General features: G+C 72.0%; 11 protein-coding genes. 7 read left to right on the plus strand and 4 right to left on the minus strand.

What is annotated here, in order from left to right:
• The first annotated feature begins 137 nt into the window (after positions 1 to 137).
• Positions 138 to 1,661 carry a methionine--tRNA ligase gene (locus ACIHIX_RS15705; protein ID WP_399955371.1) on the plus strand — a complete coding sequence of 508 codons (1,524 nt, stop codon included), beginning with the start codon at positions 138 to 140 and terminating at the stop codon, positions 1,659 to 1,661.
• A 231-nt stretch (positions 1,662 to 1,892) separates the two neighbouring features.
• Here ACIHIX_RS15705 and ACIHIX_RS15710 read toward each other — a convergent pair whose 3' ends face one another.
• The 4 genes from ACIHIX_RS15710 to ACIHIX_RS15725 all read right to left on the minus strand — a co-directional run bounded on the left by ACIHIX_RS15710 (position 1,893) and on the right by ACIHIX_RS15725 (position 5,951).
• A complete protein-coding gene (locus tag ACIHIX_RS15710) occupies positions 1,893 to 2,456 on the minus strand; it encodes a hemerythrin domain-containing protein (RefSeq protein ID WP_399955374.1) in 564 nt (187 codons plus the stop codon).
• 118 nt (positions 2,457 to 2,574) lie between these two features.
• Entirely contained in the window at positions 2,575 to 3,753 is a 1,179-nt protein-coding gene (locus tag ACIHIX_RS15715; RefSeq protein WP_399955377.1) for an alanine--tRNA ligase-related protein, read from the minus strand.
• 180 nt (positions 3,754 to 3,933) lie between these two features.
• Complete coding sequence (locus tag ACIHIX_RS15720; protein WP_399955380.1) at positions 3,934 to 4,656, minus strand: response regulator; 723 nt, start codon at positions 4,654 to 4,656, stop codon at positions 3,934 to 3,936.
• Positions 4,641 to 5,951: a sensor histidine kinase gene (locus tag ACIHIX_RS15725; RefSeq protein WP_399955383.1), complete on the minus strand. Its 1,311-nt coding sequence runs from the start codon at positions 5,949 to 5,951 to the stop codon at positions 4,641 to 4,643. The genes ACIHIX_RS15720 and ACIHIX_RS15725 overlap by 16 nt, the downstream gene beginning before the upstream one ends.
• 222 nt (positions 5,952 to 6,173) lie before the next feature.
• Here ACIHIX_RS15725 and ACIHIX_RS15730 point away from each other — a divergent pair, with 222 nt between their 5' ends.
• The 6 genes from ACIHIX_RS15730 to ACIHIX_RS15755 all read left to right on the plus strand — a co-directional run bounded on the left by ACIHIX_RS15730 (position 6,174) and on the right by ACIHIX_RS15755 (position 14,059).
• Positions 6,174 to 6,866 (plus strand): ABC transporter ATP-binding protein, encoded by a 693-nt coding sequence (locus ACIHIX_RS15730; protein ID WP_399955386.1) that lies wholly within the window; start codon positions 6,174 to 6,176, stop codon positions 6,864 to 6,866.
• Positions 6,863 to 9,199, plus strand: coding sequence for an FtsX-like permease family protein (locus ACIHIX_RS15735; RefSeq protein WP_399955389.1), 2,337 nt, complete (start codon positions 6,863 to 6,865; stop codon positions 9,197 to 9,199). The genes ACIHIX_RS15730 and ACIHIX_RS15735 overlap by 4 nt, the downstream gene beginning before the upstream one ends.
• Before the next feature lie 102 nt (positions 9,200 to 9,301).
• Positions 9,302 to 10,003: a hypothetical protein gene (locus tag ACIHIX_RS15740; protein ID WP_399955392.1), complete on the plus strand. Its 702-nt coding sequence runs from the start codon at positions 9,302 to 9,304 to the stop codon at positions 10,001 to 10,003.
• Positions 10,004 to 10,064: 61 nt separating this feature from the next.
• A complete protein-coding gene (locus ACIHIX_RS15745; protein WP_399955395.1) occupies positions 10,065 to 10,517 on the plus strand; it encodes a flavodoxin family protein in 453 nt (150 codons plus the stop codon).
• Positions 10,518 to 10,745: 228 nt separating this feature from the next.
• On the plus strand, positions 10,746 to 11,690 hold the full coding sequence (locus ACIHIX_RS15750) for an SGNH/GDSL hydrolase family protein (RefSeq protein ID WP_399955398.1): 945 nt from the start codon (positions 10,746 to 10,748) through the stop codon (positions 11,688 to 11,690).
• Positions 11,691 to 11,863: 173 nt separating this feature from the next.
• Positions 11,864 to 14,059: an MMPL family transporter gene (locus ACIHIX_RS15755; protein ID WP_399955401.1), complete on the plus strand. Its 2,196-nt coding sequence runs from the start codon at positions 11,864 to 11,866 to the stop codon at positions 14,057 to 14,059.
• Positions 14,060 to 14,114: the final 55 nt, after the last annotated feature.

Raw genomic sequence — 14,114 nt, forward strand, 5'->3', positions numbered from 1 at the left:
TGATCACGCCTTCGACTCAGCACCGGATGATGCCCCCGCACTGGGGCTGCTGAGCACGGACGCGTACCGAATCGAGGCCCCGGGACGGGGCCTCGACGCGTGGTGCGGAGCAGGTCCCGGTACCGGCGGGAGGACCGATGACCGCATCACGCCACTACATCACCACGACCATCCCGTACGTCAACGCCCGCCCGCACCTGGGCTTCGCCCTGGAGCTGGTGCAGGCGGACACACTCGCCCGGCATCGACGCGGGCGGGGCGATGAAGTGCGCCTGTTGAGCGGTACCGACGACAACTCGCTCAAGAACGTGCTGGCCGCGGAGGCCGAGGGCGTCGGCGTGCGGGAGTTCGTGGACCGCAACGCCGACGCGTTCGCCGCCCTGCGCGACCCGCTGGCGCTCTCCTTCGACGACTTCATCCGCACCAGCAGCGACCCCCGGCACCGTGCGGGGGTGGAACGGCTGTGGCGCCGGTGCGCGGCGGCCGGCGACCTCTACCGCAAGGAGTACGAGGGGCTGTACTGCGTGGGCTGCGAGCAGTTCTACACGCCCGACGAACTGGTCGACGGGCGCTGCGTCGAACACGGCACCGAGCCACAGCGCGTCGCAGAGGAGAACTGGTTCTTCCGGCTGTCGCGCCATGCCGACCGGATCCGCGATCTGATCACCAGCGGCGCACTGCGCATCGAGCCCGCCGCCCGCCGCAACGAGGTCCTCGCGCTCATCGACAGCGGCCTGCACGACTTCTCCGTCTCCCGTTCCCACACCCGCGCCCGCGGCTGGGGCATCCCCGTCCCCGACGACCCCCAGCAGGTCGTCTACGTCTGGTGGGACGCCCTCGGCAACTACGTCACCGGCCTCGGCTACGGCACCGACGACCCCGCGTACGAGCGGTGGTGGGCAGCCGGGGACCGCCGCGTCCACCTCGTCGGCAAGGGCGTCGTACGGTTCCACGCCGTGTACTGGCCGGCCATGCTGCTGTCGGCGGGCCTGCCGCTGCCGACCGACATCCTCGTCCACGACTACCTCACCGTCGCCGGACGGAAGATCAGCAAGTCCGGAAACGGGACCACCGTCGACCCGGTCGCCCTGACCACCGCGTACGGCACTGACGCGGTGCGGTGGTGGCTGCTGCGTGACGTACCCCGGGTCGGGGACGCCGACTTCACCGTCGAGCGGCTCAGCGCCCGCGCCGACGCCGACTTCGCCGGGGGCCTCGGGAACCTGGTCCACCGGATCGTGACCATGGTCCACCGCTACCGCGGCGGGACCGTACCGGCGCTCGGCGCCGACCGGTTCGCTGTGACGCCACTGCTCGACGTGTGCCGGGCCGCACCCGGACGGATCGACATCGCGCTGGCCGACTTCGACTTCCGGCGGGCCGTCGACGCCGCCTGGGACATCGTGGAAGAGGCCAACCGCTGCATCGACACCACCCGGCCCTGGGAACTGGCCCGGGCGGAACGGCAGGGCAACACCGGCGCGTCGGAACGTCTGGACGCGGTGCTCGCCGCGCTGGTCGGGGCGTGCCGGGTCCTGGGCGACGAACTGCGGCCCTTCGTCCCGGCGGCGGCGGAACGCATCGCCCGCCGGGTCACCCCCGTCGACGGCACGCTCCCGGCGCCGGAACCGCTGTTCGTGCGCCTCCAGGAGCGGACCTGACGTCGCCAGCGCGGCAGCCTCAACTCGTAGGACGGGTCGAAGCGGCGCAGGTAACCGGTGTCGTCCCGTGCGTGTCGCATCGCACCGGACGGGCGCGACCAGGGGGCGGCGGCTCTGCTGCGCCATCCCGACCTCGTCGCGCCCGTGGCGGAACTGCATCATGCGCGGCGCCTGGACGTTCTCGACCGACGAGAGCCGTGCGAGCCGCTGGTCGCCTGAGGAAGGCCCGGGTCAGTCCTCCTTGCCGCGGCCCGTCAGCGCGTCGCGCATCCGGTCGACGAGACCCAGGCCCGGCGCGAGCAGCTTGTTCGCCGGGGGCTCGCTCGGGGTGGACGGGTGCGGCCGGGTCGGCGCGACCTTCTTGGCCATGCGGATCTTCTCGCCCAGCTCGTCCAGCCGCTCCGCGGGGCAGACCGCGCGGAGCTGGGGGAAGAGGTTCTCCTCCTCGTCGGCGATGTGCGAGCGCACCTCGGCCATCAGCTCGCCGGCGATCCGGTCGAACTCCGGATCGTCCGCCTCGCAGGACTCCAGGTCCTTCATGAGCTGCTCCGCCTTGGAGTGGTCCTCGATCTCCCGGTCGGCGAGGGTGTTCCCGTTCGCCAGATGCTCCCGCACGGCGGGGTACAGATAGGCCTCCTCGGCGACCGAGTGCCGGACCAGCTCGATGGTGGCCTGGTCGGCATGGACCTTGCGGTCCTTGTCACCGGGGGGCAGCGCCTCGATGCGACCGAAGAACTCCTCGACCTCGCGGTGATCGGCGACCAGCTCGTCGATCACGTTTCCACCGTGCCCCATGCTCTCCACCTCCGACTGGACCGGGCGACTCCGGAAGGGAGGCCGCCGCGGCCCCCGAGTGCCCCGGCCGCGCAAGGGTTAACGCGGCCGGGGGCTGGCCACGATCATGTACGGCGGTTCATCGGCGCAGGCTCCGCATTCCGACGACGAGATCGCGGGGCAGGCCATGGGTGTCGTGGAGGTAGTGGTAGTCCTCCTCCGTCAACCGCCCCTGGTACCTCGGGTGGGAGAGGACGCGGTGGCCCCGGTCGAGGAGCTTGCCGAAGCGGTCCTCCTCGTCCAGGAGGACGCCGAGGACCGGGTCGGTGGTGCCGGACAGCCGGAAGTGGTCCAGGGTGTGCTCGACGAGCTCCCGCGGCAGGTCGGACAGGGTGCGCGTGGGGTCCTGCTGCCACAGGACGGTCAGCAGCCGGCGGACGAGGCGGCGCAGGACGTAGCCGCGTCCGGTGTTGGTCGGCCGTACGCCCTCGCCGATGACGACGACGCCGGAGCGCAGATGGTCGCAGACCACGCGGAACGACGGCTCGTCCAGGTCCCACAGGCGCGGGAGCAGCCGTGTCCAGGGTTCGAACAGATCCGTCTCGTAGACCGAGTCACGGCCCTGGAGGACGGTCAGCAGCCGCTCCAGACCCATGCCCGTGTCGATGTTCGGCTGCGACAGCGGGGAGAGGTTGCCGTCCTCGTGACGGCGGTAGCGCATGCTGACGTGGTTCCAGACCTCCACCCAGCGCGGATCGGTGGTCGGCGTGCCCTCCGGCGGGGTGTCGTCGCCGCCCGTCCAGACGAAGATCTCCGAGTCGGGGCCGCACGGGCCGACGGGGCCGTTGGACCACCAGTTGTCCTCCGTCGTCGGCTCCACCGGTACCCCCCACTCCTCCCAGGTGCGCAGCGAATCGGTGTCCGGGCCGACCTGGTCGTCGCCGCCGAAGACGGTCACGTACAGCTGTCCCTCGGGGATGCCGAATCCGTCGCGCAGCAGCTCGAACCCCCAGCGCAGGCTCTGTGGATGGCCGTAGTCGCCCAGCGACCACGAGCCGAGCATCTCGAAGACCGTCAGATGGGTGGAGTCCCCGATCTCGTCGAGGTCGGTGGTGCGCAGACAGCGCTGGACGTTGACCAGGCGGCGGCCCCGCGGGTGCGGGCGGCCCTCCAGGTACGGGGTGAGGGGGTGCATGCCGGACGTGGTGAACAGCACCGGGTCCGAGGGCGGCGGGAGCAGGGTGCTGCCGGTGATCAGATGGTGGCCGCGCTCGACGTAGAAGTCGGTGAAGGTGCGCAGGGTCCGGTCCGTGTTCATGGCGGTCTTCCTTGGGGTCGGGGGACCGGAAAGAACCGCGACGACGGGCAGGAAGGTGGAGCACACTGCACCGGCGGTCCGTTTCCGGCCGCCGGGGGTGAGATGAGGTCAGACGGTGGCAGCCGGGGAGCTGGTCGCTCGCGCGGCTGCGGTGCGGTTGTGCTGGGTGACCTCCATGGGTCAACGGTAACGATCGACGTCCGGCACGTCTTCCGGATTTCCCGGGGTGATCAGCCCCGACTCGTAGGCGAGGACGACCGCCTGGACGCGGTCGCGCAGGTCCAGCTTCGACAGGATGCGGCCGATGTGCGTCTTCACCGTGGTGGGGCTGAGGAAGAGGCGCTCCGCGAGCTCGGCGTTGCTCAGACCGGTCGCGAGCAGCCGCAGCACCTCCAGCTCGCGCGGGGTGAGGCCGGAGAGGTCGCGGTGCAGGGGAGGGGCCGGGCGGGGCTCCTCACGCTGGGCGAACCGCTCGATCAGCCGGCGGGTGATCGCCGGTGCGAGCAGGGCGTCGCCGGACTGCACCAGACGGACGGAGGCGACCAGGTGCTCGGGGGTGACGTCCTTGAGCAGGAACCCGGAGGCGCCGGCGGTGAGCGCCGCGTACACATAGTGGTCGAGGTCGTAGGTGGTCAGGATGATGACGCGGGTGCCCTCGGCCGTGTCGTCGGCGAGGATGCGCCGGGTGGCCTCGATGCCGTCCATGCCGGGCATCCGGATGTCCATCAGCACCACGTCGGGGCGGGTACGCCGGACCGCGGCGACCGCCTCGGCGCCGTCGGCTGCCTCGGCGGTCACCTCGATGCCGTCGGCGGCGAGGATCATGCCGAAACCGGTGCGTACGAGCCCCTGGTCGTCGGCGATGACGGCGCGCAGCGCCGGCCCGCTCACGCCGCCCGCCACGGGATGCCGGCTCTGACGCGGTAGCCGCCGGCCGGTGTCGGCCCTGCCGTCACCTCACCGCCGTAGACGGCGAGCCGCTCGCGCAGCCCGATCAGCCCGCGGCCGTTGCCGTCCGCGGGCGGGGCGTCGCGGACGGCGCCGGTGTCGACCACCTCGATCTCCAGCCGGTCGCCGGTGTAGCCGATCGTGACGGAGGCCTCCGCGCCGGGCGCGTGCCTGATCGTGTTGGTCAGTGCCTCCTGCACCACGCGGTACGCCGTCAGGTCGACGCCGGGCGTGAGGGGTTCGGGGGGCAGCGACACCGCGACGCCGACCGGCGTACCGGCGGCCCGCACGCGGACGATCAGCGCGTCGAGCTGGGCGAGTCCCGGCTGCGGTTCCAGCGCCTCGGGCTGGTCCGGATCCGGTGCCGCCAACAGCCCCATGACATGCCGTAGTTCGGCCATCGCGGCCCTGCCGCCCGCCTCCACGGCCAGCAGCGCCTCCTTCGACCGTTCCGGCGCCGCGTCCATCACTTTGCGTGCCGCCCCCGCCTGGATCACCATCACGCTCACATTGTGGGTCACGACATCGTGCAACTCGGCGGCTATGCGGGCCCGTTCCTCCTCCACCGCCCGGCGCGTCGCCTCCTCCTGGTCACGCTCCAGGCGGGCCAGCCGTTCCCGCCCCGCCGCCATCTGCCGTTGCCACACCCGGGCCAGCCCGGCCAGCACCCCGGCGATCAGCAGCACCACCGCCGGGCTCGACCAGCCCGGCAGGACGGGTTCGGTGTCCCGGAACGCCAGCCCGGCCAGGACGGCCGCGACGAACAGACCGGCCAGCGACCCCGCCCGGTGCCTGCTGTACATCACGGCGCTGTAGGCGCCGACGACACAGGTCAGCACATTGATCCAGGAGGCGTTGTCGCCGATGGCCAGGACCGCGGCCATCACCACGGCGAACACCAGGAACGGATACCGCCGCCGGACGGCCAGCGGCAGCGCGGAGAGCACGACCAGGACGAAGGGCGGGGCGGCGGGCTCCTCCGCCACCATCCACCGGCCCGGATCCGGCGGCCGGGGCGGGATCGGCGCGCCGGGGTCGACCGGCGCCACGTTGATCGGCCCGTCGCCCGGATAGCGCGCCGCGACGAACAGCGCCACGGCGGTCAGCAGCACCGCCAGCACCACGTCCGCCCACACGGCCCGCCGGGACAACGGCTCCCGCCTCGCCTCGGGCCGCAGCGCCTGACGCAGCTGCCGACGCCAATCACGCCCGTCCTCCGTGCGCCGTCGCGGCACGCCCTCCGTCTCCATCCGCACATTGTGCGACCCGTTCCTTCCGGCCCGCGTCCGTCCCGGCGACCACCGGACCGTCCCCGAGGCGTACTCCGCAGGGAGGACCCCGCACCCGGATCGTCCGCGCGAAGGGCGGCAAGTCGGTGCCCCGGCCGACGCGCCGCACCCGAGCCCGCCCCTACGTTCGCTGGGCCGGTGCACAGCACAGGCCCACTCCACTCACAAGGACGGACGACTCCCATGACTCAAGTGATCGAACTGGCGGGCGTGGCCAAGCGCTACGACAGTTCCGGCGCACCCGCGCTCGGACCGATCGACCTCGGTGTCGCCCAGGGCGAGGCCCTCGCCGTCACCGGCCCTTCCGGCAGCGGCAAGTCCACGCTGCTGAACCTCGTCGCGGGCCTGGACCGGCCGACCACCGGCACCGTGACCGTCGCCGGTGAGCGTGTCGACCAGCTCAGCGAGCACGCCTCGGCCCGGTTCCGCCGCGAACGGATCGGCATGGTCTTCCAGTTCTTCAACCTGCTCGACGACCTCACCGTCGCCGACAACATCCAGCTCCCCGCCCAACTGACCGGCACCGCACGGCGCAAGGCCGCCGCCCGGGCCGGTGAGCTCATGGAGCTCCTGGGCATCCAGAAGCACGCCCGCGCCTACCCTGGCCGGCTGTCCGGCGGTGAGCGGCAACGGGTCGCGGTGGCGCGGGCGTTGGTGAACCGGCCCGCGCTGCTCCTCGCCGACGAACCGACCGGCGCCCTCGACAGCGCCTCGGGCCACGACGTACGGGAACTGCTGGTGGACCTGCACCGGGGCGGGCAGACCATCGTGCTGGTCACCCATGACCCGGCCCTCGCCGAGGCGGTCGCGAGCCGCACGATCCACCTGGTCGACGGCCATCTCGCCCTCGACACCCAGGCGGAGGCGGTCCGATGAGCGCGCTCAGCCGCGTCGTACGGTCCGGGGCGGGCCGGCGGCGGGTGCAGACCGTCGTCATCGCCCTCGCCACCATGATGGCCGTGGCCTCGGCCGTGGTCGCCGGATCGCTGATGGTCGCCTCCAACGCGCCCTTCGACCACGCCTTCGCCGCGCAGAACGGGGCGCACCTGGTCGCGCAGTTCGACCCGGCCAAGGCGAGCGCCGCCCAACTGAAGGCCACCGGACGGCTGGACGGGGTCACGGGGAGCGCGGGACCGTACCCCGTCACGACCATCCGTCCGGTGGACGAGGGAGGCGGCCATCTGCCGCCGGTGACACTGGTGGGACGGTCCGCACCGGACACCGACGTCGACCGGCTGAACCTCAAGTCCGGCCGGTGGCCCACGAAGGCGGGTGAGGTCGTGCTCTCCAGTGAGTTCGACGGCCCGGCCCTCCGGCTCGGCGCCACGCTCAACACCTCGGACGCCGCGGACAGTACGGCGCTGACCGTCGTCGGCTTCGCCCACTCGATCGGTGAGAGCGCCGACGCCTGGGCGACCCCCGCACAGGTCACCGCACTCGCCTCCGACGTCACCCGGGTCACCAGCCAGATGCTCTACCGCTTCGACTCCGCGGGCACCAAGGCACAGATCGCCGCCGACCGCCTCAAGCTCACCGCCGACCTGCCCTCCGGCGCGCTGATGGGCACCGAGTCCTGGCTGGACACCAAGCGTGCCGCCGACCAGAACGCGGCGCCGACCATCCCCTTCCTCATGGCGTTCGGCGTCCTCGGCATCGTCATGTCGGTCATCATCGTCGGCAGCGTCATCAGCGGCGCCGTCGGCACCAGCCTGCGCAGGATCGGCATCCTCAAGGCCCTCGGCTTCACCCCGCGCGAGGTGGTGCGCGCCTACGTCGCCCAGGCGCTGGTCCCCGCCGGAGCCGGGATCGCGCTGGGCGTCGTACTGGGAAACCTGATGGCCATGCCGCTCCTGGAGGACACCGAGACGGTCTACGGGAGCGCGTCGCTGTCGGTGGCCTGGTGGGTGGACGTCCTGGTGGCCGGGGCAGCGCTGTTCGTCGTCGCGGTCGCCGCGCTGGTGCCCGCGCTGCGGGCCGGACGGCTGCCGACCGTGGAGGCGATCGCGGTCGGCCGGGCGCCGCGCACCGGGCGCGGGCAGTGGGCCCACCGGGCGGCGGGACGGCTGCCGTTGCCGCGCGCCGTGACCTATGGCCTCGCCGGTCCCTTCGCACACCCGGTGCGCACCCTCGCGATGCTGCTCGCGGTGGCCTTCGGCACCGTCGCGGCGACCTTCGCCCTCGGGCTGACCGCGTCCCTCAACGCGGTCGGATCGGCACAGGACCCGGAGGACCGCGCCCCCGTCACCGTGTTCACCGGCCAGCCCCGCTCCGGACCCGGCGGGGGAGAGACGGCCACGGCCGATCCGGCGCGAGTGGCCGCCGCCATCGAGCAGCAGTCGGGCACCGACACCTATTACGGCAGGACGCAGACGGACGGCACCGCGGTCGGCGTCTCGGGTGCCGTGCAGGCGGTGCTCTACGACGGCGACCTGCGCTCCGCCTCCTACGAGATGATCTCCGGCCACTGGATCACCGGACCCGGCCAGGTCGTGGTCTCCACCCACTTCCTGAACACCACCGAGACCGACGTCGGTGACACGCTACGAGTGACGGTCGGCAAGCAGACGCGGACCCTGACGATCGTCGGCGAGGCCTTCGACACCTCCGACGACGGACTCCGCTTCCACGCGAGCCTCGCCGACTTCCCCGACGCCGAGCCGCAGATGTTCCTCGTCGAGCTCAAGTCGGGCGTCCAGGCCACCCAGTACGCCACGAAACTCGACGAGACGGTGAACACGCTCGGCGGCGCGGCCATCGCCAACTCCTCCTCCCGGCAGGACAACCTGATCCTCGTCCTGGACGCGATGGCGGCGCTGCTCACCCTGATGCTGGTCTCCGTGGCCGGACTCGGCGTGCTCAACTCCGTCGTCCTCGACACCCGCGAACGCGTCCACGACCTGGGCGTGTGCAAAGCACTCGGCATGTCACCCCGGCAGACCGTGAGCCTGGTGCTGGCCTCGGTGGCCGGGATCGGCGTGGTCGGTGGACTCATCGGGGTGCCACTCGGGTACGCCCTGCACGGCTACGTCCTGCCGAAGATGGCGGAGACCGCCGACACCGGACTGCCCAAGGCCGTCCTCGATGTGTACGACACCCCGGAACTGCTCCCGCTCGGCTGCGCCGGCCTGCTCATCGCCGCACTGGGCGCGCTGCTCCCGGCGAGCTGGGCGGCGAAGGCCCGCACCGCGACGGCACTGCGCACGGAGTAGCCGAACAGAGCCCTCATCAGCACATTTTCATTACGACACCTCCACAACGGTGGTCCCCCGGGCGATGATTGATCGCGCAACAGAACCATCCCTGGGGGGACCATGAGTTACGACAACACGCAGCCGCCCATGCCCGGCTACACGCCGCCGCCCGCGCCCGGCTACTACGCGCCGCAGCCGCCTCAGGCGCCGCAGGGCCCGAAGAGGACCACGACGGTCCTCATCGCGGCCGGCGCGGCCGTGGTCGCGGCCGTCCTCGCCGCGGTCGTCACCGCGAGCGTCAGCGGCGACGGCAAGGCCGAGGCTGCGCCGACCGTCACCGTCACCAGGACGGCGCCCGCCGAGGGCGACACCGCCGCCGACGACTCCGCGACCGACGCGGCGGACTCCGACGCGCCGGCCGAGGAGTCCGGCGACGACTCCTACGGCTTCGACGACACGATCGCGTACGACAACGACGTCGAGATCAGCCTGACCAAGATCACTCGGGCGGTCTCCGGCGAGTACGCGTCCCCGGAGAAGACGCCGTACGCCAAGTTCACCATCAAGATCGTGAACAAGTCGGACAAGAAGATCGACGCCTCGATGATGACGGTCAACTGCGCCTACGGCGACGAGGGCAAGGAAGGGGAGTCCATCTACGACGACGGACTTGACGGTCTGCCCGACACCAGCATCCTGGCGGGCCGCTCGCTCTCCGTGCCCTGGGGCTGCGAACTGCCGAAGGGCCAGTCCTTCCTCCAGATCGAGGTGGCACCCGACTACGAGTCGGAGACCGCGATCTTCACCGGCAAGGTGAAGTAGCGGCCGTCCGGGCGGCCGGCGCGTTTGCGCCGGGTGCCCGGCCGACGGCAGGGTGCGGGGTGTGCCTACCTTGCTGATCGTGCATCACACCCCCTCGCCCAACTGCCAGGAGCTGCTGGAAGCAGTCGTCTCCGGGGCCACCGACCCGGAGATCGAGAACGTCCGTGTCGTGCGGCGGGCCGCCCTCGCGGCCACCGCCTCCGACGTGCTCGCCGCCGACGGCTTCCTGCTGGGCACACCCGCGAACCTCGGCTACATGTCCGGGGCCCTCAAGCACTTCTTCGACCAGGTCTACTACCCGTGCCTGGACGAGACGCAGGGGCGGCCCTTCGGCTACTACGTCCACGGCGGCAGCGATGTCACCGGCGCGGTCCGCGGCATCGAGGCCATCACCACCGGCCTCGGCTGGCGCCGTGCGGCGGACGCCGTGACGGTGACCGGCGCGCCGGGCAAGCCCGATGTGCAGGCCTGCTGGGAGCTGGGCGCGACGGTCGCGGCCGGGCTGATGGAGTGACGGCGGCCTCTCTCCGAGGGCGAGGAGGTCTCGTCGCTCCGGAGTGTCCAGCCCCTCCGGAGTGTCTCGTCCCTCCGGAGGACTAACCGGGTGGCGGCTACTGCGGGGTCAGTAGCCCGCACAGCCCGCAGCGGGACGACGACGCGGGCGGGTTCGCGAGGCGAGCCTGAGGCGGTGTGCAGCACCGCCCGCGCCGCGTCGGCGCCGTACCGGAAGGCGTGACCCCGGATGAGAACTCGTACCAGCCTCGGGCTGGCGGTGACCCTGTCGTGCGCCGCGCTCGTCACCGTCGTCGGCGTCGCCCGGGACGGCGTCGGAGACACGGCGGCCTCCCCGACCACGCCGCCGCGCGGCCCGTACGTCGCCCTCGGCGACTCGTACACCGCCGGTCCGAAGATCCCCGGCCAGAACGGGAAACCCGCGGGGTGCGACCGCTCCGACCGGAACTACCCCGCGCTCGTCGCCGCCGAACTCGGCCTGGAACGGGCGGAGTTCCGTGATGTGAGCTGTAGCGGGGCCACGACCGGCGACCTGCTGGCGGCGCAGGACACCGACGACGGGACGAACCCGGCGCAACTGTCGGCCGTGTCCGCGTCGACGCGGCTGGTCACCGTCGGGATCGGCGGCAACGACATCGGCTTCGGCTCCCTGATCACCAGCTGCGTCAAGGCCGGCGTCCGCTACCAACTGGAGAGCCGCATCGGGGACTCGGCGCCCGACCGGGCACCGTGCCGTGAGCGGCAGACCTCCGACGGCACCGACGCCGTCGGGACGAGGATCGAGGCGACGAGCGGGCGCGTGGCCGACGTGCTCGGTGACATCAGGCGCAGGGCACCCGAGGCGCGCGTCTACGTGGTGGGGTACCCGACGATCCTGCCCGCCCGAGGCGCCGACTGCGGCCCGGACATGGGGCTGGCTCCCGGCGACGTCACCTACCTGCGGCAGAAGGAGCAGCAGCTCAACACCATGCTGCGGGAGGCCGCGAACGCCGCCGGGGCGGGATACGTCGACACCTATGGCCCCTCCGACGGACGCGACGCCTGCGCGCAGGCCGACGTGCGCTGGGTCGAACCGCTGATCCCGGCCGCTCCCGCGGCCCCCGTGCACCCCAACGAGCGCGGTGAGCGAGGCATGGCCCAGGCCGTGCTGCGGGCGGTGCGCGCCACCGGGTGACGGGGCGGGCGTAGTCCCGGGGCAGGATCGGCCGACCGGGCATGTACTGCGGTTTCAGTAGGCGGTCCTGCCAGTGCAGCAGGCGGCATTGCCAGCAGCCGTACGACGACTCGGGGACCCCCGCCGGGACAGTCTGGGTGATCTGATCGAGCACGGATGTGGAGTCCCCTGACGTGGCTGCTTTTCTCTATCGACTGGGCCGACTGGCCTTCCGGCGGCGTGGATACGTCGCCCTGATGTGGGTGGCCGTCCTGGCCGCCGTCGGACTGGGCGCCATGCAGGCCCCGGGAACCTCCGACGAGGAGTTCTCGATGCCGGGCATCGAGTCCCAGAAGGCGTACGACCTGATGCAGGAGCGCTTCCCCGGCGCCGCCGCCGACGGCGCCACCGCCCGCGTCGTCTTCGTCGCCCCCGACGGACAGAAGGTCACCGCCACGGCGAACAAGAAGGCCGTCGAGGAGACGGTCGCCGCCCTCGGCACCGGCTCCCAGGTGGCCGGTGTCGCCGACCCCTACCAGAGCGGGGCGGTCAGCAAGGACGGGTCCACGGCCTACGCCACCGTCACCTACAAGGTGAAGTCCAATGACGTCACCGACGCCAGCCGTACGGCGGTGGAGAAGGCGGCGGAGCAGGCGCGCGACGCCGGGCTGACCGTCGAGACGGGCGGCTCCGCCATGGACAGCGGCGGCGGCGCCGGCGGCATGGCCGAGATCATCGGCATCGCGGTCGCGGCCGTCGTCCTGCTGATCACCTTCGGCTCGCTGGCCGCCGCGGGGCTGCCGCTGCTCACCGCGCTCATCGGTGTCGCCTTCACGATGCTCGCCATCACGCTCCTGGGCAGCGCCCTGGGGCTGTCCACCAGCACCGGCACCCTGGCGATGATGCTGGGACTGGCCGTCGGCATCGACTACGCCCTCTTCGTCGTCTCCCGCTACCGCGAGGAGCGCGCCAAGGGCCACACGCCCGAAGAAGCCACCGGACTGGCCGTGGGCACGGCCGGCTCGGCCGTCGTCTTCGCCGGTCTGACCGTGGTCATCGCCCTCGCCGGGCTGACCGTCGTCGGCATCCCGATGCTGTCCAAGATGGGGCTGACCGCGGCCGGGGCGGTCGTCGTCGCCGTCCTCGTGGCGCTGACGGCGGTGCCCGCGCTGCTGGGCGCGTGGCCGAACGCGGTCCTGGCGCGACGGATCCGGAAGAACCCCGCGACCAGGGAAGCCGCCGACAACGGCGGCACCCGCTGGGCCCGCTTCGTCCTGCGCCGCCCCCTGCCCGTACTGCTTCTCGGTGTGGTGGGCCTCGGCGCCCTCGCCCTGCCCATGACGGGCCTTCAGCTGGGCATGCCCGGCGACGAGGCCAAGTCCACCTCCACCACCGAACGCCGTGCCTACGACGACCTCGCCGAAGGCTTCGGCCCCGGCTTCAACGGCCCCCTCACCATCGTCGTGGACGCTCGTGGCACCGCCGACCCGAAGGCGGGCGTGGCAGCCATCAGCGACAAGATCGCCGGCACCGACGGCATCGTCTCCGTCACCCAGCCCCGCTTCAACGACGCCGGCGACACCGCGGTGTTCAGCGCGATCCCGTCCACCAGCCCCACCGACGAACGGACCAAGACCCTCGTCAAGACCATCCGCGCCGAGCGCACCGAGAACTTCGAGGTCACCGGCACCACGGCGCTGAACATCGACATCTCGGACAAGGTGCAGGCGGCGCTGGTGCCGTATCTCATCACCGTCGTCGGTCTGGCCGTGATCCTGCTGCTGGTCGTCTTCCGGTCCGTGCTCGTCCCCCTCAAGGCGGCCGTCGGCTTCCTGCTCTCCGTGCTCGCCGCTCTCGGCGCCGTCGTCGTGGTCTTCCAGGAGGGGCACGGCGCGAGTCTGTTCGGCGTCGAGCAGACCGGGCCGATCATGAGCCTGATGCCGATCTTCCTGGTGGGCATCGTCTTCGGTCTGGCCATGGACTACGAGGTCTTCCTCGTCTCCCGGATGCGGGAGGCGTACGTCCACGGCGAGTCCGCCAAGCAGTCGGTCGTCTCCGGATTCCGGCACAGCGCCCGCGTGGTCGCCGCCGCCGCGCTGATCATGATCGCGGTGTTCGCCGGGTTCATCGGCGAGAGCGACTCCATGATCAAGATGATCGGGTTCGGGCTCGCCACCGCCGTGCTCTTCGACGCCTTCGTGGTCCGGATGGCCCTGGTGCCTGCGGTCCTCGCCCTGCTCGGCGACCGCGCCTGGTGGCTGCCGAAGTGGCTGGACCGGCTGCTGCCCCGCGTCGACATCGAGGGCGAGTCCCTCACCCGGCACCCGGCCGGGGCGGCGGAGCCCGACCCGGACCCGACGCCGGACGAGTCCGCGCAGGTACGTGTCTGACGGGGGCAGCCCCGGCCGCCGGGCCGCCCGTGGTGAGAGCCGCGGGCGGTCCGGC

This window comes from Streptomyces sp. NPDC051913 (assembly GCF_044593635.1).
GTDB lineage: Bacteria > Actinomycetota > Actinomycetes > Streptomycetales > Streptomycetaceae > Streptomyces.